Origin of the sequence: Streptomyces sp. NPDC004667 (assembly GCF_040609475.1) — a bacterium.
In the GTDB taxonomy this organism is placed as follows: domain Bacteria; phylum Actinomycetota; class Actinomycetes; order Streptomycetales; family Streptomycetaceae; genus Streptomyces.
Map to the genome: position 1 here is coordinate 20,741 of NZ_JBEXKC010000023.1, position 23,130 is coordinate 43,870.

Sequence of the window (23,130 nt, forward strand, 5' to 3'; positions counted from 1 at the left end):
CATGCGCGTCAATTTCACCGTCAACGGTCGTCAGCAGGAAGCCGACGACGTGTGGGAGGGCGAGTCCCTCCTCTACGTGCTGCGTGAGCGCCTGGGCCTGCCCGGTTCGAAGAACGCCTGCGAGCAGGGCGAGTGCGGTTCCTGCACCGTCCGCCTCGACGGCGTGCCGGTCTGTTCCTGCCTGGTCGCGGCCGGTCAGGTCGAGGGCCGCGACGTCGTGACCGTCGAGGGCCTGGCCGACTTCGCCAGGCAGCGTGCCGAGCACGGCCACGGCGGTGCCTGCGCCGCCGGCGGTTGCGGCACCAAGGGCGTCTCCACCGACGAGGCGAAGCGCTGGTCCGCCCGGCCGGCCGACTCCCAGACGGGTGAGGGCGTGGAGCTCTCCACCATCCAGCAGGCGTTCATCGACGCCGGCGCCGTCCAGTGCGGTTTCTGCACCCCGGGTCTGCTGGTCCAGGCCGACGAGCTGCTGGAGCGCAACGCCGACCCGTCCGACCAGGACATCCGTGAGGCCCTGTCCGGCAACCTCTGCCGCTGCACGGGTTACGAGAAGATCCTCGACGCGGTCCGCCTCGCGGCCGCCCGTCAGGGAGAGGGGTTCTGATCATGGCCAACACCCGCACCACGCCGTCCGGCACCCCGACGAACGTCACCCAGAAGCACACCAAGGGCGGCATCGGCGAGTCCACGCTCCGCCCGGACGGCACGCTCAAGGTCACCGGTGAGTTCGCGTACTCCTCGGACATGTGGCACGAGGACATGCTGTGGGGCCAGACCCTGCGCAGCACCGTCGCCCACGCCGAGATCGTCTCCATCGACATCTCCGAGGCGCTGGCCATGCCCGGCGTCTACTCGGTCCTGACGTACGACGACCTCCCGGCCGAGATGAAGAACTACGGCCTGGAGATCCAGGACACCCCGGTGCTCGCCCACGGCCGGGTGCGCCACCACGGTGAGCCGGTCGCCCTCGTGGCCGCCGACCACCCGGAGACCGCCCGCCGCGCGGCCGCCAAGATCAAGATCGACTACCGGGAGCTGCCGCTCGTCACGGACGAGGCCTCCGCCCTCGCCGCCGACGCGCCGCTGGTCCACGAGGGCCGCGACGACCACCACAGCGGACACGTCCCGCACCCGAACATCGTGCACCGCCAGCCGATCATCCGCGGCAACGTGGAAGAGGCCCGAAAGCGCGCCGACGTCATCGTCGAGGGCGAGTACACCTTCGGCATGCAGGACCAGGCCTTCCTCGGCCCGGAGTCCGGTCTGGCCGTGCCCACCGAGGACGGCGGCGTCGACCTCTTCGTCGCCACCCAGTGGCTGCACTCGGACCTGAAGCAGATCGCCCCCGTCCTCGGCCTGCCCGAGGAGAAGGTCCGCATGACGCTCTCCGGCGTCGGCGGTGCCTTCGGCGGCCGCGAGGACATCTCGATGCAGATCCACGCGTGCCTGCTGGCGCTGGCCACCAACAAGCCGGTCAAGATCGTCTACAACCGGTTCGAGTCCTTCTTCGGCCACGTGCACCGTCACCCGGCGAAGCTCCACTACGAGCACGGCGCGACCAAGGACGGCAAGCTCACGCACATGAAGTGCAGGATCGTCCTGGACGGCGGCGCGTACGCGTCGGCCTCCCCGGCGGTCGTGGGCAACGCCTCCTCCCTCTCCGTCGGCCCGTACGTCATCGACGACGTCGACATCGAGGCGATCGCGCTCTACACGAACAACCCGCCCTGCGGCGCGATGCGCGGCTTCGGCGCCGTCCAGGCCTGCTTCGCGTACGAGGCCCAGATGGACAAGCTCGCGGCGAAGCTGGGCATGGACCCGGTCGAGTTCCGCCAGCTCAACGCCATGGAGATGGGCACGATCATGCCCACCGGCCAGGTCGTGGACTCCCCGGCGCCGGTCGCCGAGCTGCTGCGCCGGGTGAAGGCCCGCCCGCTGCCGCCGGAGCGCCAGTGGGAGTCGGCCGGCGAGAGCGCGGACGTCCGCGCGCTGCCCGGCGGTCTCTCCAACACCACCCACGGCGAGGGCGTCGTCCGCGGCGTCGGCTACGCGGTCGGCATCAAGAACGTCGGTTTCTCCGAGGGCTTCGACGACTACTCCACCGCCCGGGTGCGGCTGGAGGTCATCAACGGCGAGCCCGTCGCGATGGTCCACACGGCCATGGCGGAGGTCGGCCAGGGCGGTGTCACCGTCCACGCGCAGATCGCCCGTACCGAGCTGGGCGTCACGCAGGTGACCATCCACCCGGCCGACACGCAGGTCGGCTCCGCCGGTTCCACGTCCGCCTCGCGGCAGACGTACATGACCGGTGGCGCGGTGAAGAACACCTGTGAGCACGTCCGCGAGGCGCTGCTGGAGCTGGGCCGCCGCAAGAACGGCTCGTACCACCCGGCCTGGGCCCACGCCGAGCTGCTCCTGGAGGGCGGCAAGGTCGTCACCGACGGCGGCGAGGTCCTCGCGGACATCGCCGACATCCTGGAGGGCGAGGCGATCGACCTGGAGCTGGAGTTCCGGCACCGGCCGACCGTGCCCTTCGACCTCGAGACCGGTCAGGGCGACGGCCACGTCCAGTACACCTTCGCCGCGCACCGCGCGGTCGTCGAGGTGGACACCGAGCTCGGCCTGGTCAAGGTCGTCGAGCTGGCGACCGCCCAGGACGTCGGCAAGGCCCTGAACATGCTCTCCGTGGTCGGGCAGATCCAGGGTGGTACCACCCAGGGTCTCGGCGTGGCGGTCATGGAGGAGATCATCGTGGACCCGAAGACCGCGAAGGTGCGCAACCCGTCCTTCACGGACTACCTGATCCCGACCATCCTCGACACCCCGACCATCCCGGTCGACGTCCTGGAGCTCGCCGACCCGAACGCGCCGTACGGCCTGCGAGGTCTCGGCGAGGCCCCCACCCTGTCGTCCACCCCGGCCGTCCTCGCGGCGATCCGGCAGGCGACCGGTCTGGAGCTCAACAAGACCCCGATCCGTCCGGAAGCCCTCACCGGGACCCTTTAGGACGGCCGGTCCGGGGGCCGCGAGGCCCCCGGACCCCCCCCAGATTTCCGGGCGGTGCGACACGGGAACGTCACACTTCCAGTCGCACCGCCCGGAGCACCAAGTACCGCACCGCTCGCGGTCCTCGAAAAACCGGCAACACCCCTGCTGAAACCCCCACGTAGTACCAGCGGTCACCCCCGCACTACCCGCAGTACACGCAATGCATTCTCGCGTCGCCTCGGGCCGTCACCCCGGGTCGTGCAGCCAAACGCAGTTTCCCAAATCCCGCGTCTCCAATCTTCAAGCGGGTGCCCCTTTGAACCTTGGGAGTTAGGCACCATGACCCAGTCATCCGTGGAGCCCAAGACCAGTGCGGAGGAGGCCGGCGACGGCTCTCTGGCCCCCGCCGGACGTTCTTGGCTCGACCGGTACTTTCACATAACGCACAGAGGCTCCAACATCGGCAACGAGGTTCGTGGCGGTATCACGACCTTCATGGCGATGGCGTACATCCTCCTGCTCAACCCGCTGATCCTCTCCGGCAAGGACGTCGCCGGAGACACCATGAGCCAGAAGGCCCTGATCACGGCCACGGCCTTCGCCGCCGCCCTGACCACCCTCCTGATGGGCTTCGTGGGCAAGGTCCCGCTCGCCCTGGCCGCCGGCCTGTCCGTCTCCGGCGTCCTGTCCTCGCAGGTGGCCCCGCAGATGACCTGGCCGCAGGCCATGGGCATGTGCGTGATGTACGGCGTCGTGATCTGTCTCCTGGTCGTCACCGGCCTCCGAGAGATGATCATGAACGCGATCCCCCTCGCGCTCAAGCACGCCATCACCATGGGCATCGGCCTGTTCGTCGCCCTGATCGGCCTGGTCAAGGCCGGTTTCGTCGGCAACGGCGGCGAGTTCGCGCCCCCCGTGCAGCTGGGTGCGACCGGTGAGCTCTCGGGCTGGCCCGTCTTCCTCTTCTGCATCACCCTGCTCGCCATCTTCATGCTGCAGGCCCGCAAGGTCCGCGGCGCGATCCTCATCGGCATCGTCGGCGGCACCGTCCTCGCGGCCATCCTGAACGCCGTCGTGAACATCGACCCGAAGGCCTGGAAGAACGGTCCGCCGGAGCTCGCGGGCTCCGCGATCTCGATGCCCGACTTCTCGCTCTTCGGCAAGGTCGAGTTCGGCGGCTGGGGCGACGTCGGCGTCATGACGATCGGCATGATCGTCTTCACCCTCGTGCTCGCCGGCTTCTTCGACGCGATGGCCACCATCATCGGCGTCGGCACCGAGGCCAAGCTGGCCGACGACCAGGGCCGCATGCCGGGCCTGTCGAAGGCACTGTTCATCGACGGCGCCGGTGGCGCCATCGGTGGCATCGCGGGCGGCTCCGGCCAGACCGTGTTCGTCGAGTCCGCCACCGGCGTCGGTGAGGGTGCCCGTACCGGCCTCGCCTCCGTCGTCACCGGCCTCTTCTTCGCCGCCTGCCTCTTCTTCACCCCGATCACCCAGATCGTCCCGGGCGAGGTCGCCTCGGCCGCCCTCGTGGTCATCGGCGCGATGATGATGCAGAACGCCCGCCACGTGGACTGGTCCGACAGCGCGACCTCGATCCCGGTCTTCCTGACCGTCGTGATCATGCCGTTCACCTACCAGATCACGGCCGGTGTCGCCGCCGGCGTCATCTCCTACGTGGCCATCAAGGTCGCGCAGGGCAAGGCACGCGAGGTCGGTGGCTTCATGTGGGCCCTGACCGGCATCTTCGTGATCTATTTCGCCCTCCACCCCATCGAGGCGTGGCTCGGGGTGAAGTAGGTCCGGGCATGATCCGTACCTGACCCTCCACGCATCCGATACTGGAACCCGAACCCTCCGAGGAGGCCGCACATGCTGGACATCGCCGAAGAACTCAACCGGTGGGTCGAGCAGGGGCGCGACTTCGCCGTCGCCACGGTCGTGGCGGTCGGCGGCAGCGCCCCGCGGCAGCCCGGAGCCGCACTCGCCGTGGACGGCGAGGGCACGGCCATCGGTTCGGTTTCCGGCGGATGCGTGGAGGGCGCGGTGTACGAGCTGTGCCGCCAGGCGCTCGAGGACGGCGAGACCGTCCTGGAGCGCTTCGGGTACAGCGACGACGATGCCTTCGCCGTGGGCCTGACCTGCGGCGGAATCATCGACATCCTCATCACCCCGGTGCCCGTGGGCTCCCCGCGGCGCGAGGTGCTGGCCCGTGCGCTGGCCGCCGCCGCGCACGGGGGGACGGCCGCCGTGGCCCGGATCGCCGAAGGCCCCGCCGAGCTGATGGGCCGCGCGCTCCTCGTCCAGGCCGACGGCTCCTACGACGGGGGTTTCGGCGGACACCCCCTGCTCGACCGCACCATCGCCGGGGAGGCCCGCGCCATGCTCGACGCCGGCCGGACCGGCGTCCTGGAGATCGGCGCCGACGGCAGGCTCTGCGGAGAGCCGCTGAAGGTGCTCGTCGAGTCCAGCGTCCCGCCCCCGCGGATGATCGTCTTCGGCGCCATCGACTTCGCCTCCGCCCTGGTGCGGATCGGCAAGTTCCTCGGCTACCGCGTGACCCTGTGCGACGCCCGGCCGGTCTTCGCCACGAGGAATCGTTTCCCCGACGCGGACGAGATCGTGGTCGACTGGCCGCACCGCTACCTGGAGGGCACCGAGGTCGACGGCCGGACCGTCCTGTGCGTGCTGACCCACGACGCCAAGTTCGACGTACCGCTCCTCGAACTGGCCCTGAAGCTCCCCGTCGCCTACATCGGCGCCATGGGCTCCCGCCGCACCCACGAGGACCGCAACGAGCGGCTCCGCGCGGTGGGCGTGACCGAGCTCGAACTGGCCCGCCTGCGCTCCCCGATCGGCCTGGACCTCGGCGCCCGCTCCCCGGAGGAGACCGCGCTGTCCATCGCCGCCGAGATCGTCGCCAACCGCCGCGGCGGCACCGGGGTCTCGCTCACCGGCGCGCACATCCCGATCCACCCCGACCCGTCGCAGACCGTGGTCAGCCGGATCGGCTCCGTCGCTTGAAGCGGGGCTGAGCGGCCGTAGCGCCGGCCGGGCACCCGCACACGTACCGGTACCCGTACCCGTACCCGCACGCGCACACGCACACGCACACGCCGAAAGGGCACGACCCCATGGGGGTTGTGCCCTTTCGGCGTTCCGTCTATTTTACCCGCCGGTAACAGCATGTGGTCCGCCCAGCCCTTCCGCTCCACCTCATTCACTCCACCCTCACCCCCCTTACGGAGTCGAACGGATGTTACGAAGCCTGCGCACCCGGTACCCGATGGCCGCGGTCCTCCTCGCCGCCACCGCCGTCACCGCCCTGGCCGCGCCCGGCCGGGCGGCGGCCCCCGCCGAACCCCTGCGCGAGGTGCTGTTCGTCGGGAACAACTGGGACGGCACCGCCGACGCACTCGCCTCGACCGGCGACCTCGCCCGGATCGGCCGGATCAACGTGATCCCCGACAAGGAGGAGCGGCTGCGGGAGATCTACCTCAATCCCGTCAAACTCGCCTTCTTCCTCGGCATCCGGGCCGGTGCCGGAGAGGGCCACGACCAGTTCGCGGACGACATGTACACCACCCCGGACGGCTCCGCGGTCGTGGTCTCCCGCCCCAGCTTCGCCGACGTCGTCTCCATCGACGTGCGCACCGGCCGGATCAACTGGCGCTTCCCCGTGGCCGGCTACCGCGCCGACCACATGGCGGTCTCGCCCGACGGCACCCGCGTCGCCGTGTCCGCGTCCACCGCCAACACCGTGCACGTCCTCGACATCTCCACCGGCCGCCAGGTCGGCTCGTTCGCCACCGGCGACAAACCGCACGAGAACACCTTCAGCCGCGACGGCCGTTACCTGTGGAACAGCTCGATCGGCGACGTGACCTCCGCCCTCGACGCGCCCTGGCTGGACTGGACGAAGGGCGACCGGAAACTCACCGTCGTCGACGCGCGGACCTTCCGCACGGTCCGGGTGATCGACATGCGCGAACGCCTCGACGCCTTCGGCCGCCGCGACCTCTCCGACGCCGTCCGGCCCATGTCCTTCAGCCCCGACGAATCGAAGATCTACTTCCAGGTGTCGTTCTTCAACGGAGTCGTCGAGTACGACGTGGCGACCGACCGGATCACCCGGATCAAGGAACTCCCCGTCAACCCCGCCACCAGCACCGACCGCACCACCTGGGTCAACGACTCCCGCCACCACGGCCTGTCGATGAGCCCCGACGGCACGAAGCTCTGCGTCGCCGGGACCATGGACGACTACGCGACCGTCGTGGACCGCGCCACCCTCGCCCAGGGACCGCTCGTCCCGGCCGACAAGCCCTACTGGGCCACGGTCGACGGCGACGGCACCGCCTGCGTCATCTCCGAGAGCGGCGCCGACCGGGTCACCGCCATCGACTTCGCCACCGGAGCCAAGCGGGTCTCCGTCCCGGTCGGCGACCACCCCCAACGGGTCCGCCTCGGGCACGTTCCGGCCGGCTGGAGCGGCCCCACGCCCTCCTGAACGGGCGGATCCCGCCATTATGGGGTGACCAGTCCGCGATGACCGATTAGTCTCCGGATCATGGTGGACATCCGCGAGGTACCCGAGGCCGACATCGACCGCGCCCAGGAGCTCGCGTACCTGGTCTTCCACGACCGCCCGGAACGGGAGGCGCGCGAACGCCACCACCGCCTGCTGAGCGGCTGCGACCGGCTCGGCGCCTACGACGGGGAGGCGCTCGTCGGCTTCATGGCCGCCCACCCCTTCCGCCTCTCGGTCCCGGGCGCCGACCTCGACTGCCCCGGAATCACCTTCGTGTCCGTCGCCCCTACCCACCGGCGCCGGGGCGTCCTGACCGCGCTGATGGAGGAGCGGCTGCGCCGGGCCCGGGCCGCGGGCAGCCCGATCGCCGCCCTGTGGGCATCCGAACCGGCCATTTACGGCCGGTTCGGCTACGGGCCGGCCACCCAGGGCATCGCCATCGAGATCGACTCCGCCCGGCCGCTCGCCCTGCGGATCGCCCCCGACCCGCGCCCGCTGCGCCTGGTGGACCCGGCCGACGCCCTCGACGTGATCGCCCCGTACCACGAGGCCGCCCGCAGCACCCGGGCCGGCCGGCCGACCCGCAGCCCCGAACGCTGGGAGCAGGAGTGGCTGTCCGAACGGGACGAGGAGGACGAGGAGTTGGGCCCGCCCCGGATCATCGCCCTCGGCGAGGCCGGACAGCCGGTGGCGGGCTACGTCCTCTACCGCACGAAGCCGCAGGACGACACGGGCCCCTTCCCGGGCCACACCCCGGGCCTGGTCCGCGTCGACGAACTGGAGGCCGACACGCCCGCCGTCGCCGCCGCGTTGTGGGGCTGCGTGGCCTCCCTCGACCTGACCGGCACCGTCCGTGCCCGGTGCCGCCCGGCCGACGACCCGCTGCTGCACTTCGCCGCCGACCGGGACCAGGTCAGGGTCACCGCCCAGTTCCCGGCGCTCTGGCTGCGCCTGGTCGACGTGGCCGCCGCGCTGACGGCCCGGACGTGGGCGGCCCCGGTGGAACTCGTGCTCCAACTGGCCGACGTACGGCTGCCCGCGAACGCCGGGCGGTTCCGGCTCAAGGCCGGGCCGGGCGGGGCGACGTACGAGCCCGCCCGCGCGGCCCCCGACCTGACTCTGGACGTAAGGGAGTTGGCCGCCTGCTACCTGGGCGGGACCAGGGCGGCGGAGCTGGTGGCGGCCGGGCTGGTGAGCGAACACACCCCGGGCGCGGCGGCCGCCCTGGACGCGGCCCTGGGGGCGGGGCCGCTCCCGCACACGGGGGACGAGTTCTGACCTCAGGCGGGGAGGCGGATCCGGGCGGCCGCCATGCCGAAGCCGGAACCCCCGATGGCGGCGGACGGGGCATCGGCCGGTGCCCCCAGGTCCTCCTCGCGGTAACGGCCGCACTTGCGGTGCCAGTTGAGGATCCCGGCCATCCAGTCCTTCAGCTCCCCGACGTACGCGTCGAGCCCGGCGCGCGCCTCCCGGTCCAGCTTCCAGTCGTCGTAGAGCAACGGCAGCTGCGTCGCGACGATGTGCTCGAACTCCTCGGTGCGCTGCGTCATCAGGTCGTGGCAGATGTGCAGGGCCTGCGCGTAGCCGATGTCGAAGAAGTTCCGGGTGACGAGGACGTGGTTGTGGACCTCGCCCTCGACCTCGACTTCCTTCTGGTAGGAGAAGACGTCGTTGATCAGGCAGGCGGTGTCGGCCGCCGCGTTCTCCAGCGATCTGATCGTCCCCGAGCGGTAGATCTCCTCTGGGATGCCCCGGCCGGACTGGCCGAGCCGGCACAGGTACATCGTCAGGTGCGAGCCGAAGGTGTGGCGGCGCATCTCGGCGTAGTCCACCGGGTCGGGGATCCGGTTGAGGATCTGGTTCTCCACCTCCCACACCCAGCTCTCCAGCATGCTCACGAGCGTGGTCCGGAACTCGGCCCGGACCTCCGCGCCCATGCCTTCGGTGGTGCGCACCCACAGGTCGGCGAGGGAACGCTCCAACACGGTCAGCGGCAGCGGCTGTTCGGCGTGGTCGACGGGGATCATCGAGATCAGCCGGGCGGTGGCCGCCTTGGCGGCCGCGAGGTTCCCGGACCGGGCGAACACCGCCGGGTAGTAGTCGTCCCCGTACGTCCCCCAGGTCAGCCAGCACGCGTTGAGCAGCAGGGCCCCGGGCGTGGCGTCGGGGTCGATGCCGGCCGAGCAGAGGGCGAAGTCGTAGCCGCGCAGCTTCTGTTCGTTCCAGATCGTGGAGCCGGGATCGCCCGGCTGCGGGTCGAGCAGGCCCATCCGGCGCGCCCACTCCACCGATCCCTCGCGGGCGGCGGCGAGGTGGGGGCTGAGGGAGAGCGCGAAGGGCATGTGGATGTCCGGGATCACGGACGGGCCGGTGCGTTCGAAGGGGACGTGGGTGAAGGAGCGGGCGCGCAGCTCCATCGACCGCCGGGTGAAGGCGGAACCGAGGTCGAGCGCGGTGGTGCCGAGGCCGCTGGGGAGGAAGGGCAGGGTGACCGGGGCGGTGGCCTTGGCCTCCGCGTTCATGTAGCGGCTGGAGACCATGTGCCATTCGTGGCCGCCCGACTGCCAGTCCTGCAGGCCCTTGGTGTAGGCGAGGACCGCCGCGATCTCGGCGGGGTCCATGGCGTGGTCGGCGAAGAGCTGGGGGAGTTCGACGAGCGCGGTCTGCTCGAACTGCTGGAGGCGGGAGGTGAGCAGGTCGTTGGAGGCCTCCGCGGCCTCCTGGGTGGAGCAGCCGAGGAAGGTCTCCAGCACCAGGACGGCGTTGGAGAGCTCGCCCTCGTCGGCGACCTCGCGCTGGTAGGAGAAGATGTCGTTCCTGATGTGCACGGCGTCGGCGAAGGCGTCGCGCAGCACGCCGAGCGGCCGCGAGTGCGCCACGCGCGCGGGCACCTCGGCGGAGACGTACTCGATCAGCCCTGCCGACCAGGGGGCACCGCCCACCTTGCGGCGCATCTCGATGTACTCCAGGGGGTTCGCCACCCGCCCGATGTTGATGTTGGCGAGCTCCCACATCGACTCGTCGAGCAGGTTCTTCGTCGACAAGGAGAACCGTTCCCGCCAGTCCGTCGACATGGCCGGGACGGTCCGCGCCCACAAGTCCGCGAGCCCCGCCTCGACGGGGTTGGTGGCCTCGGGGAACCCCGCGGCCAGGTCCATCGGCATGAAGGCGGCGAGCCGGTCGAGGTACGCCTTGGCGCCCTCGCGGTCCTGGGAGCGCTTGTACATCTCCAGGAAGTGGTCGTCGAAGAAGAAGACCCACACGTACCAGTCGGTGACCAGGTCCAGCGCGTCACCGTCGCAGTCGGGGTGGGTGTACGCGCACAGCAGCGCGTAGTCGTGCGAGTCGAGGTCCTTCTCCTCCCAGACCCCGGACCCCTCCAGCATGCCGAAGCCGCGCGCCCACCGCTTGGTGTGGACCCTCGCCTCCTCCAGGTGGGGGTTGAGTCGCGCCGGATAGGGCACGTAGAAATCCGGCAGTTGGAACGGCTGCGTCACGACGGGCAGGGCCTTTCGCTCAGGGGCACGGGGACCGGCGGTTCCCGTCCCCCGCACGAGATCAGCAGGGCCCTACCCGCGGCGGCAGCCGGACAAGGGGGATTTCACTTCATCAGGTGACACCGGCCCATTTCCCCGACGCCCACCCCCGGCACGGGCTAGCAGGGCGCCGGGGAGGGTATCCGCGTACGGGCCGCGCTCAGCGGAGCTTCTTGACCTGCGCCGCGACGACCGCGGCGGGCGGCTCGGCGGCTCCGGACGCGCTGCGGGCGGTGAAGGTCGCGGTGGTGGTCCCCTGGCGCACGAGGACCACCTCGATCGAGGACTTCACGCCGTCCTGCTCCTGCTCGGCGCTGTAGGCCACGCTCTCGTCGCCGCCGGTGGCGGGAGCCGCCACAACCTTGGTGATCTTCGCCTTGTCGGTGCCGCTGACGGCGTCGAAGCCGCCACCGCATGCCTGGCCGCCCGCCCTGACGTCGGCGAGGACGCTGCCGGCCTTTGTGCCGGACCAGGAGTGGAGTGAGACCTTCGTCGTGGTGGTGCCCTTGGTCGCGCTGGTGTGGACCTGGCCGAGCGTGTTGGTCATCACGCCGCCCAGGAGCACGGTGGCGAGGTCTCGGCATTCCGGCTTGTCCGAGGAGACGACCGCGCCCTGGAACGCTTCCTCGACCTTGTGGCTGGGCAGGTCCTGGGCCGTCAGCAGGCGGGCGGCGAGTTCGCCCTCGTCGAAGGGCTTGGGGGTTTGGGACCTGGGCGCCGAGGAAGGCGCGGTACCGGCGTGGGTGTCCTTGCCGGTGCCGGTGCCGGTGCCGCAGGAGGTGATCAGCATGATCACGGCCGCTGCGGGAACGACACGGCGGGCGTAAGGGAAGCGCATGGGGTGCCTGTCTGGTGAAGGGAGGGCGAACGCCCGGCCGGGAGCGTTCTCCGGCCGGGCGTTCGTTGGTGTGGCGGCTGGTTATCCGAGGGTGCGGGCGGTGGCCCAGTCGTCTTCCTCGACGCGTTGGCCGTTGCCGATGGTGGTGCGGCCGCCGTTGTAGAGGTGGAGGGTTCCGTCGTTGCGGGTGAGGTAGAGGTCGGGGATGCCGTCTCCGTTGACGTCGGGGGTGCCGCGTAGGAGGGGCCAGGTGGTGCTGTCCCAGCCGGTGGTGCCGTAGGTGAGGTCCTTGCCGTCGGCGGAGTTGACGGCGAGGGCGAGGGAGTTGATGTCGGCGCCGCCGTTCGGGCCGGGCTTTCCGCGGCGCAGGGCGAGGCCGCGGTTGGGGTCGGCGTCGTCGCGGAAGAGGAGGTCGGGGACGCCGTCGCCGGTGACGTCGCGGACGTCGATGATGTCGCGTTTGGTCCAGCTGGTGGCGGAGAGCTGGCGGGCTTCGGTGATGGAGGCGCCGCTGTATCCGGTGAGGACCCAGAAGGTGTCGCCGGCGGTGGCGAAGATGTCCTCGGCGTGGTCGCCGTTCATGTCGGGGACGACGACGATCTGGGTGAGGGTGGCCGGGTCGGGTGCGCCGGCGGGGAGGAGGATTTCGGTGCGGCGGCTGATGTCGAAGCGGCCGTTGCCGTCGCCCTGGTAGACGTAGAGCTTGCCGTCGGGCATGCGGGCGATGAGGTCGGTGATGCCGTCGCCGGGGTACCAGTCGGTGGAGTGCGCGATCAGTGCGCTCTTGCCGGTGGCGTCCTTCCAGTAGCCGGCGGGGGCGGGTTTGCCGTTGTCGGTGGCGGCGGGCATCCAGGCGTCGACGTCGCCGGTGGCGTCGGCGGGGTAGACGCGCAGGTCGCCGGCCGCGTCGATGGCCAGGAGGTCGGCCTTGCCGTCGCCGGTGACGTCGCCGGGGCCGTCGAGGCCGGGGCGGGGGCGGACGTAGAAGGTGTAGATGAACGGGTCGGAGACGTTTCCGGCCTTGTTGACGATGCGGACGTAGAAGAGGTTCGGTCCGGCGTTGTCGGGGTTCACGTCGACGGTGACGGTGTCCTGCCCGGCGGCGGGGACGGCCTTCTTGTCGTAGACGGGGTGGTTGAGGGACCACTGGAACTCGCGGATGTCGGCAGGGTTGGTGCCGCCCGCGATGACGGTGATCTTGCCGGGGGAGAGGGTGTTCTTGCTCCACTCGGCGCCGTCGGGGCCGGGTGCGGGGAAGTCGTCGGAGCGGATCGTCGGCTTGACCGGCTGGCTGTGGTCGACGGTGAACGTGCACGGCTTGTCGGTACCGGCCGGGCCCACGCCGGAGGTGGATCCGTCCCAGTCGTTGGCCGTGGCGGTCCAGGAGTAGGAGGTGTTCGCGGCGAAGGACTCCCAGGGAATGGTGGTGCGGGCGACGCCGTAGCTGTCGGGCCAGATCCACTGGTCGAAGACGGTCTGGTTGTCGGCGGTGCGCCAGACCTTGAACTGGATCTGCTTGAGGTTGCCGTCGCCGTCGCGGCCCTGGACCTCGAACATGACGTCGGACTTGCCGACCTTGTTGAAGGGGGCGTCGGTCACGCACAGCCCGCCGGGGACGGTGTCCATGCCGGCGACGGTGGGCTCGTCGGGGGCCTTGTTGTACTCGACCTCGATGTACGGGGCGCTCTCACCGTTGGCCTGGAACTTCTTCCAGTAGCTCGCGTCGCTCTCGTTCGGGGAACGCACGCCGAGGGTGAGGTTCTGCCAGGCGCCGCGGGCGCCTTCCTCGACCTTCGACTTGATGTCGATGCCCACCCAGGAGTCCGGGCAGGAGCTGTTGTAGCCGTGACCGGTGGTCGCTCCGGCGATGCGGTTGCCCCAGAACGTGCCGTTGTCCGTGTTGTTCCAGGTGCTGGAGCTGGTGATCAGCGGGGTGTGGTAGACGTCGAAGGCCCTCGGGTCACAGCCCCAGGAGTACGTCTGCAGCATCCGCAGGTTCGCCGTACGGATCTGCGAGCCGTAAAGCTGGCTGCCGAAGTCGAAGATGAACGCCGCCCGGGACGTACCGCCGGTCGTCGACTCGTAGCCGACACGCGCCTCGGGGGTGCCGGAACCGCTGTTGTAGTTCTGCCCGTTCCAGAAGCTGGAGCCGCCCTCGGTCTTGTAGAAGGTCGTCCAGTTCTGCTTGTGCCCCTTGAACGAGGGGTCGATGAACACCGGGTACACGGTGTCGCCGTCGTTCAGCAGCTGCGCGTTCGGCGTCACCGTCAGCACGTTCTCCGTCGACAGCGCCGCCCCGGCCGCCTTGGCGTGATTGCCCTCCGCGCCGTTCAGACCGGGCAGCGCGAGGGTGGGGTGCTCCTTGGCCTCCGGCGCCGGCTTCGCCTGCGGCTCGCCCTCGGTGACGGCGACCTTGCCCGCGGAGTCCCACATGAACGGGGTCGGGGAGGCGGCGATCTCCTGCCCCTGAGCGTCCTGGGCGCTGACGGACTTTGACGCCTCGTCCAGGTGGAAGGTCAGATCGGGGGAGGACAGCTGATAGTTCAGCTGGCCGAGCAGCGGGTCGGTGGCAGCCTGCTTGTCCTTCACGACCAGCACGTGCGCGTAGCCACCGTCTTGCGCCGTCATCACCAGGTCGATACCCGGGCGGACGTTCTCGTAAAGGGCCCGTGGGCCGGAAATGACCGGCTGGGGCAGCGGCCCCGGCCACGATACGACCAGATCGTGCCCATCGGTATTCAGCCGTACGAGCTCGCTCCACTCGGGGACGGGCCCGTCGGCCTTCGCGACCGCGGGGCGTACCAGCGCCACCCGGGACACACCGCGCGACGCACGGTCCCCACCACCGGCCCCAGCCTTGCTGCCCGCACTGAACACGACGCGCGTGTTCACGGCCTTCGCTGCGAACCCGCCCTCCACCCGCTCCAGGGTCGTGTCGACCGGCTTCCAGACATTGCCGACCTTGGCCCGCGTCGCCAGACTCGAAACCCGCAGCTTGAACGTCCCGCCCGGCTGCGCCCACGTGCTGCTGTGCGCGGTCGCCTCGGTGGTGACCTCGACCTCTTTCCCGGTCTTGGCGGCTTCCCGGCGGGCCTCGGCGGCGGTGACGGGCACACCGGCACCACGTGTCGGCTCGGCCTGTGCGCGCGGCTTGACGCCCTCGCCCGGGAGGCTCAGGCCGACGGGTACCGCCACGGCGACGGCCAGCAGCGCGGCGAGGCCACCGAGGTTCCGGCGGCGCTGGAACCAGCGGCGTGGAGAGGCAGCGTCATCAGCCTGCTTTCTTTCCGACACCACTGGCGAACTCTCGCCCGAGGATTCATTTTCGGACACGACAAATTCTCCCCCCTCGGGCGCGCGAAATCCGCCACCCCTGGGTGTTCGCAGGTAATGGGCCCGTTAGCCGGGCGGCACGAAGAGCCGGCTCCCCGACCGGCCTTCGCGCATGAAATGTGCGGACTGAGCATGCCGTACCGCGTGGCGTCCGTCACCTGCGAAGACTCCTTGCGGGTGGTCGACTTGTGCGATTTGTTGGCATCTATGTATTTCGTAAGTGACATACTCCACATCCGATAGCTTCCTATGGCTTTTGATCGCTTCGGAGCCGCAGAATCAGCGAACTATTTGCCAGTTTCCTGCTACACGTGTGTCTTCACCGTGGGCAGATCGTGGGGGGTCCACATGTCGCCGTTCTCGGCGCATAATTTCCGCCTGCCCGGAAACGAGAGATCGCGCGCGAAACGCACGCGTCTCGCCGGGCGCACCGGCATCACCGTCTCGGTGGCGCTGATCGCAACTCTCCTGCCGATTCAGGCCTGGGCAGCACCACCGGGTGGCCGGGACGGCGTGCAGCTTCCCGGGCTGCAGCAGGACATGAAGGCCAAGCTCGACAAGGTCGAGGCCGCCAAACTCGAAGGTTGGGCCGGAGCTCCTGCCCAGTCGCCGCCCGAGTACGAGCCGTCGAAGATGACACCTCCGGCGGCCGGCAGCGTCGCGGTACCGCTGACCGGTGACCAACTGGTGCAGGCGGGCACGCTTCCCGTGAGCATCGGCAAGGCCTCTCCGACGCCGGAGAACCCGACGCCCCCGGCGCCCTCGGGCATCTGGACGGTGGGTGTCGAGAATCGCGCGGCGACCGAGGCGGCCAACGTCGACGGCGCGCTGATCAAGGTCACTCCGCCCGCTGAGGGCTCGACACCGGTCGACGTCCAGCTGGACTACAAGAAGTTCAAGGACCTCTACGGCACCGAGTGGGCCACCCGCCTGCAGCTCAAGCAACTACCCGCTTGTTTCCTGGACACCCCGCAGCTCCCCGAGTGCTCCGTCGCCCAGGACGTCCCGAGCGTCAACGACGCCGCCACCGGCACCGTCCGCGCCACCGTCGACCCGGCCACCACGCCCGGCCAGGGTCTGCGCACCATGACCGGCGGCAGCGGCGGCCCGATGGTCCTCGCCGCATCCGACGGCGCCTCCGGCGCGGGCGGCACCTACAAGGCGACCTCCCTGTCGCCCAGCGGGTCCTGGAGTGCGGGCGGCAGCGGCGGCGGCTTCTCCTGGTCCTACCCTCTCACTGTGCCGGCTTCGCCGGCCGGACCCACCCCGAAGATCGGGTTCTCCTACTCCTCACAGGCGGTCGATGGAAGGACGTCGGTAGCCAACGGTCAGGCCTCTTGGATCGGTGATGGCTGGGGCTACGAGCCAGGGTTCATCGAACGCCGCTACCGATCCTGCTCGGACGACCTCAAGGCAACCCCGAGTCGGCCGAACAACGACAATGCCACGGACAAGAAGAAGGGCGACCTGTGCTGGACCGGTGACAGCGTGGTCATGTCGCTGGGCGGCTCCACGACCGAGCTGCTTCACGACACCGTCACAGGCGCCTGGATCCCGGCCAATGACGACGGTTCCAAGGTCGAACGCAAGACAGACCCGAGCGTTGCCAACGGTGCGAAGGACGGCGAGTACTGGGTCGTCACCACGCGTGACGGCACCCGGTACTTCTTCGGCCGCAACGATGTCGACGGCGCGGGCAGCCGCCCCGTCACGAACTCGGTCCTCACTGTGCCGGTTTTCGGCAACCACGAGGGAGAGCCCTGTTATCAGACGTCGTTCGAGGCTTCCAGCTGCGTCCAGGCCTGGCGCTGGAACGCGGACTACGTCGAAGACGTCCACGGCAACGCCATGATCATCGACTGGGCGAAGGAGACCAACCGCTACGCCAAGAACGCCAAGTACAAGGAGCCCGTCGCATACGACCGGGCTGGCTATCCGACCCAGATCACCTACGGCCTGCGCAGCAACAACCTCTCCGGCCCGCCGGCCGCCAAGGTCGATTTCCAAGTTGCCGAACGGTGCGTCAAGGAGGGTGCCACACAGTGCTCCAACGCCGAGTTCGAGGGCAACAACTACGGTGAAAAGCAGCCATGGTGGGACACGCCTTCCACGCTCTACTGCAAGGAAAGTGCAAAGGACTGCTATGTCACCTCGCCGTCCTTCTGGACGCGTAAGCGCCTGACCACCGTCACCACCTCCGCTCAGCGCACCGAAGGGTCCACCGCTTTGTCCCTCGTGGACCGATGGACCCTTGCACAGTCCTTTCCCCGGCAGCGCACTGACACTCACCCGCCGCTCTGGCTGGAGTCGATCACCCGCACCGGCTACGGCACGACCAAGGATGCTGCCGGAAACCAGGAATCCGCTGCGCTTCCCCCGGTTTCCTTTGTTGCCAACGTCCAGGACATGCCCAATCGCGTCGCAACCAGCGTGACCGACGCGACCCCTGACTTCGACCGTTTGCGCGTGGAGACCATCCGCACCGAGACGGGCGGCGAGATTTCCGTCGACTATTCCTCTCCCTGCCCCGTTGGCAGCACCCATCCGAAGCCGGAGGAGAACACCACCCGCTGTTTCCCCGTCAACTGGTCCCCAGACGGCGAGCTCGAGAAGCCCCCGCTGGAATGGTTCAACAAGTACGTCGTCGACAAGGTCACTGAGAAGGACCGCGTAGCCCGCCAGCCTGACGTCACCACCAGCTACACCTATGAAGGCGACGCGGCCTGGGCCAAGGACACCGACGAGTTCACCAAACCCGAGCTGCGTACCTACAGCGAATGGCGCGGCTACGGCAGCGTCGTGGTGAACAAGGGAGTGGCCGCGAACGCGGGTAAGCCCGATGCCACCGAGCAGTCCCAGACCCGCACCCGCTACTTCCGCGGCATGTCCGGCGACGCCGGCCGCGCCAAGATCACTATCAAGGACTCCACCGGGGCCGAAGACCTCGGAGAGGACGTTCTCCAGTTGCAAGGACGAGAAGCCGAGACGATCACTTACACGAAGGCTGGAGGTGAGATTTCCTCGAGGGTGTTGAACTGGCCCTGGCTGCAGAAGACAGCGTCCAAGCCCAGGGACGGCACCACACCCCTCGAAGCGTTCCGCACAGGCACCGCACGTACCGACGCGATGCAGGCGATCAGCGGCGGCCGCACGCAGATGCTCCGCACCCGCAACACTTTTGAGACTTCGTACGGTCTACCTCAGACCGTCGAAGTCGAAGTCCTAACGTCGAACGGGACTGGATGGACGTCGTCGAACCAGCAGTGCATGACGGCCACCTACGTCCACAACACCGCCAAGCACCTGATCGGCCTGGCTCAGCGCACGCGCACCACCGCGGGCGACTGCACTAAGGCCGCCACCGGCCAGGTCCTGGCCGACAGACGGTTCTCATACGATGCTCCCAACAACTTCGGCTCAACGCCGGACAAGGGACTCCAAGTCCAGACAGACTCCCTTGACGGTGCAGGTACCGGCTGGGCTACTGAGGTCCGCACGGACTTCGACGCGCTCGGCCGCCCCATCAAGAATTACGACGCCGCCGGGAACGCCACCGGGACCAGCTACAGCCCTGCGACCGGCGCAGTCTTCACCACCGTGATCACCAACGCCCTCGGCCACACTGTGACGGCCAAGTCCGAACCGGGCCGCGGCAGCGTCCTGGAGACCGTGGATACCAACGGCCGCAAGGTGAGCACGGCCTACGACGCCCTCGGGCGCACGACTGGGGTCTGGACACCCTCGCGCAAGCAGGGCACTGACAAAGCGGCGGTCACCTACAGCTACCAGATCACGGAGCACGAGCCTCCGGTTGTCACTACCAATGCCCTGCAGGACGACGGCACCTACAAGCAGGCCGTCACGATCTACGACGGTCTCCTCCGCCCGCGCCAGACCCAGGGCGAGGCCGTCGGCGGTGGCCGCATCATCACCGACACCCTGTACAACGCAAACGGAGTGGTCAGCCAGACGAACAACGCCTATTACGCCGAAGGGGCGCCCTCGAAGTCGTTCTTCGTCCCTGAGAGCGTCTTCCACGTACCGAACTCAACCAAGGCAGCCTACGACGGTCTCGGCCGGACCGTCAGTCTGACCACGTTGTACGCGGACGTCCCTCAGTACTCCGCCACCACTCAGTACGGGGGCGACTTCACTCTCACTCGCTCGGCCATGTCCGTCGACGGCAAGACCCCCCTCACGGGTAGCCGGGCCGCGAAGTCCTGGAAGGACCCGCTCGGACGTACCACAGCCATCGAGCACGCCACCGCTACCGACCTCACCACCTGGAACCGGACCTCCTACTCCTATGACGTGCGCAGCCAGCTCTCGCAGGTCACCGACGCGGCCGGCAACAAGTGGACTTACGGCTACGACGCTCGTAACCGCAAGACGTACGCGGAAGACCCGGACACGGGACGGTCGGAGTACGGCTACAACAACCTCGACCAGCAGATCTGGACGAAGGACTCGACCGGGCGCACCCAGTACAACATCATCGACGCCCTGGGCCGCATGACCGAGCTGCGTGACAACGCAGCCGACGGCCCCCTAGTCGCGTCCTGGACCTTCGATACGCTGCCGGGCGCGAAGGGCAAGCCCGTCGCCTCCACGCACTACGAGGGCGGGGTGGCATACACAAGCGAGGTCACCGGCTACGACAGCGAGTACCGGCCGACCTCATCGAAGATCACCATCCCGGACGCGCCTGCGACGAAGGGCCTGGCCGGCACTTACGCCTACGCCACCACCTACACACCAACCGGCAAGGTCCAGTCGACCACCCTGCCCGCTACCCCAGGTGGCCTCGCGGCAGAGAAACTGGTCACCCGTTACAACGCCGACGGTATGCCCCAGACCCTCTCGGGCCTGTCCTGGTACACCGCCGACATCAAGTACAGCCCCTTCGGCGAAGTCCTACGCACGGCATCCGGCAACGCCCCTAACCGGGTGTGGACGACCACCCTCTACAACCAGAGCACCCGGCAGGTCTCCAATCAGATCAGCGACCGCGAAACCGGCCCGAACCGCATCAGCGACGTCTCCTACGGCTACGACATCGCGGGCAACATCACCTCGGTAACCGACACACAGCCCGCCGGCCGGGTTGACCGAACCTGCTACGCCTACGACCCGATGGGCCAGCTCAGCAAGGCCTGGACAGGTAAGACTGCGGCCTGCAACGGCCCCTCCCTGGCAGACGTCACCCCGGGCCCCGATGGTGACGGCTTCTGGCAGGAATACCAGTTCGACGCGATCGGCAATCGCACCAAGCTGACCAACCGCGACCTCACCAACCCGGCGCTGGACGACGAGACCACCTACACCTACGGGGTCACCATCACCGGCGGCGCCCAGCCGCCGCTCAAGACCCAGCCCCACGCTCTTGCCAAGACCGAAAAGACCACCCGCAACCCGGGCTCCACGGTCACCGCACTCTCGGACTACACCTACGACGCATCGGGCAACACCAAGACCCGGCGCATCGACGGCGACACCCAGACCCTGAACTGGGACCGGCGCAACAAGCTCACCTCTGCCACAAGTCCCGGCATCGGAGCCGTCTCCGTCATCGGAGCCTCGGGTAAGTGCATCGACGTTGAGAGCAGCGGCACCACCGATGGCACCCCGGTGCAGATCTACCCCTGCAACGAAACCAAGGCCCAGCAGTGGCGCCTGACCGGCGACACCGTCCGCGCCCTGGACAAGTGCCTCACGACCAGCGGAAGCAAGTTGGTCATGGCCACGTGTGACGGCAGTGACAAGCAGAAGTTCGTCTATCGGGCCGGCGACAAGTCACTGAACAACCCGGCGACCAACCAATGCGTTGATGTTCCCAACAACGCCGCCGACGGCGGTGACCTCCAGCTGTGGGCGTGCAACGCCACCGGCCCACAGCAGTTCACCTTCGACAACACCTCCACCTACATCTACGACGCCGGCGGCAACCGCCTCATCGAGGAAACCGGCAGCTCCCGCACTCTCTACCTCGGCGAAGCCGAGATCACCGTCAACAAGGCCGGCCAGGCTCTCGACGCGATCCGCTACTACAGCGGCCCCGACGCCACCACCGTCCGCCGAACCAGCGGCAAGGCCACCAACCACCAGCTCAGCGTCCAGCTTGCCGACCACCACGGGACCGCCACCACCACCGTCGACCTCGCAGCAGGCCAGAACCTCACCCGCCGCAAGTCCGACCCCTACGGCAACCCCCGCGGCACCCAGCCCGGCAACTGGCCAGGCAACCGAGGATTCCTCGGCACCGGCGTCGACGACACCAACACCGGCCTCACCCACATCGGCGCCCGCGAATACGAACCCACCACCGGCCGCTTCATCTCCGTCGACCCCATCATCGACATCACCAACCCGCTGCAGATGAACGGGTACACCTACGCCAACGGCAACCCCATCGGCGGATCCGACCCCTCAGGCCTCTTCTGTGACGGATGCAGCGTCGGAAACCCCGACAGTGTCTGGAACCCCGACCCTCCCCGCCTCAGCCACTACTGCGACGGATGCAGCGTCGGAAACCCCGACAGTGTCTGGAACCGCGATCGCGGTAGCGCACGCAGCGGCAGCGGATTCCACGGCGGCTACATCGGCGGCAACACCGGCGGGAAGAGCACCGGGAGCACCGGTGGGCGGAGCGGCGGAAACAAGAGCGGTGCGGGCACCGTGAGAATAACCATCGCAGGGCAGGATCTACCGACCCAAGAAGAACTAAACGCGCGAAATATTGTCACATACCCCAAGAGTCGGAGCTACGAAGAAAATGTCCACACTTGGGCATACAATCTCTGCTCCCCTGATTCCATCAGTAATAAGAAATTCTGTGATGTAGCCAACGGGATCGGACTGTCAACCCCCACCACCGGCGACTGGATGGCGTTTCTCGGCATTCACAATCTCTACGAATGCATCACCGGCTCAAATGAGAATGGTGAATGCGGCCAGGCAGTCAACGATGCTATTGGGGCGGTGGCCTCCGTGGGCTTCGGCATGGCAATTGGCGAAGCTGCCTCAACCTCACGCGGCGTGAAGAAAATTTGCCTCTCCCCCAATAGTTTTATCGCGGGTACTCTCATCCTGATGGCCGACGGCACTTCAAAGAGGATTGAGGACGTACGTACAGGGGATGAGGTAGTCGCGACGGACCCGGAGACCGGCGAGACCGGCGCAAAGACGGTCACCTCGGAGATCTTCACAGAAGACGACAAGGACTTCACAGACCTTACGATAACTACAGAAGACGGGTCGCAGTCCGTAACCGCGACGAAACATCACCCCTTCTGGTCCAAGTCTGCATCCGCCTGGGTCGATGCCGGACAGTTGGAGCCCGGAACGGCATTCGAGGCGATCGGCGGGAAGACCGCACGGCTGGCGGATTCGAGGCTGTACCAGGCAAGGAAGGTGACCTACAACCTCACCATTGCCGACCTCCACACGTACTATGTGCTGGCGGGTGCCACGCCGGTCCTGGTTCACAACAGTGGTGGAACTGTTAATCCCTTCCCGTCTGTTCCGAACATGAATGGGATGACTCAAACCCAGGCGTACGATACGCTTCGGACCAATGGCTTTGAGATGACGGGACCCGCTGGAGATTCTGGCGCCTGGGCTACGTTCAAGGACGCCTCGGGGAACAAAGTTTCAATAGAAATGGCGAACGGTCGTGTCGTGAGAAGCAATACGATTGACATGGGGCCGAACGTTAAAAACCGTCCGCAGCGTTGGAATCCTGATGGAACTCCCTATTCTTCGACGCAAGACCATAAAGATACGGGCGAGCATCTCAGTAATTGCCCATAGGAGTGTGTGGACGTTGAATGAATTCGGTGAGGCCGACGCGTTCAGTTCGTATGCCCGAAAGATTCAGGCAATCTCGGACATCACTGCGCGAT

Annotated in this window: 10 protein-coding genes; 7 read left to right on the forward strand and 3 right to left on the reverse strand. The window is 68.2% G+C overall.

The window, feature by feature from the left end:
• The first annotated feature begins 1 nt into the window (after position 1).
• The 6 genes from ABZW32_RS15670 (at position 2) to ABZW32_RS15695 (ending at position 8,800) form a co-directional block, all read left to right on the forward strand.
• On the forward strand, positions 2 to 604 hold the full coding sequence (locus ABZW32_RS15670; protein ID WP_356215784.1) for a (2Fe-2S)-binding protein: 603 nt from the start codon (positions 2 to 4) through the stop codon (positions 602 to 604).
• 2 nt (positions 605 to 606) lie between these two features.
• Positions 607 to 3,006, forward strand: a complete 2,400-nt coding sequence (gene pucD, locus ABZW32_RS15675; protein ID WP_356215787.1) for a xanthine dehydrogenase subunit D — start codon at positions 607 to 609, stop codon at positions 3,004 to 3,006.
• Positions 3,007 to 3,327: 321 nt separating this feature from the next.
• A complete protein-coding gene (locus ABZW32_RS15680) occupies positions 3,328 to 4,791 on the forward strand; it encodes an NCS2 family permease (RefSeq protein WP_356215790.1) in 1,464 nt (487 codons plus the stop codon).
• A 72-nt stretch (positions 4,792 to 4,863) separates the two neighbouring features.
• Complete coding sequence (locus ABZW32_RS15685) at positions 4,864 to 6,015, forward strand: XdhC/CoxI family protein (protein WP_356215793.1); 1,152 nt, start codon at positions 4,864 to 4,866, stop codon at positions 6,013 to 6,015.
• 262 nt (positions 6,016 to 6,277) lie between these two features.
• A complete protein-coding gene (locus ABZW32_RS15690; protein ID WP_356215915.1) occupies positions 6,278 to 7,501 on the forward strand; it encodes a YncE family protein in 1,224 nt (407 codons plus the stop codon).
• Between the two features lie 60 nt (positions 7,502 to 7,561).
• Complete coding sequence (locus ABZW32_RS15695; RefSeq protein ID WP_356215795.1) at positions 7,562 to 8,800, forward strand: GNAT family N-acetyltransferase; 1,239 nt, start codon at positions 7,562 to 7,564, stop codon at positions 8,798 to 8,800.
• Positions 8,801 to 8,802: 2 nt separating this feature from the next.
• Here the strand turns inward: ABZW32_RS15695 and ABZW32_RS15700 are convergent, their stop codons facing one another.
• The 3 genes from ABZW32_RS15700 to ABZW32_RS15710 form a co-directional block, all read right to left on the reverse strand.
• A complete protein-coding gene (locus ABZW32_RS15700) occupies positions 8,803 to 11,019 on the reverse strand; it encodes a germacradienol/geosmin synthase (protein ID WP_356215798.1) in 2,217 nt (738 codons plus the stop codon).
• 199 nt (positions 11,020 to 11,218) lie between these two features.
• The gene (locus ABZW32_RS15705; RefSeq protein WP_356215801.1) at positions 11,219 to 11,896 is read right to left on the reverse strand and encodes a hypothetical protein; all 678 of its coding nucleotides are present in this window, start codon (positions 11,894 to 11,896) and stop codon (positions 11,219 to 11,221) included.
• An 81-nt stretch (positions 11,897 to 11,977) separates the two neighbouring features.
• Positions 11,978 to 15,193 (reverse strand): DNRLRE domain-containing protein, encoded by a 3,216-nt coding sequence (locus ABZW32_RS15710; RefSeq protein ID WP_356215803.1) that lies wholly within the window; start codon positions 15,191 to 15,193, stop codon positions 11,978 to 11,980.
• Positions 15,194 to 15,577: 384 nt separating this feature from the next.
• Between ABZW32_RS15710 and ABZW32_RS15715 the strand changes: the two genes are divergently transcribed.
• A complete protein-coding gene (locus ABZW32_RS15715; RefSeq protein WP_356215806.1) occupies positions 15,578 to 23,038 on the forward strand; it encodes a ricin-type beta-trefoil lectin domain protein in 7,461 nt (2,486 codons plus the stop codon).
• Positions 23,039 to 23,130 lie beyond the last annotated feature (92 nt).

Coding starts and splice junctions, on each gene's coding strand:
- ABZW32_RS15690 (WP_356215915.1), top strand. CDS start 6,278: ATGGCCGCGGTCCTCCTCGCCGCCACCGCCGTCACCGCCCTGGCCGCG.
- ABZW32_RS15715 (WP_356215806.1), top strand. CDS start 15,578: ATGTCGCCGTTCTCGGCGCATAATTTCCGCCTGCCCGGAAACGAGAGA.
- ABZW32_RS15670 (WP_356215784.1), top strand. CDS start 2: ATGCGCGTCAATTTCACCGTCAACGGTCGTCAGCAGGAAGCCGACGAC.
- ABZW32_RS15695 (WP_356215795.1), top strand. CDS start 7,562: ATGGTGGACATCCGCGAGGTACCCGAGGCCGACATCGACCGCGCCCAG.
- ABZW32_RS15680 (WP_356215790.1), top strand. CDS start 3,328: ATGACCCAGTCATCCGTGGAGCCCAAGACCAGTGCGGAGGAGGCCGGC.
- ABZW32_RS15705 (WP_356215801.1), bottom strand. CDS start 11,896: ATGCGCTTCCCTTACGCCCGCCGTGTCGTTCCCGCAGCGGCCGTGATC.
- pucD (WP_356215787.1), top strand. CDS start 607: ATGGCCAACACCCGCACCACGCCGTCCGGCACCCCGACGAACGTCACC.
- ABZW32_RS15685 (WP_356215793.1), top strand. CDS start 4,864: ATGCTGGACATCGCCGAAGAACTCAACCGGTGGGTCGAGCAGGGGCGC.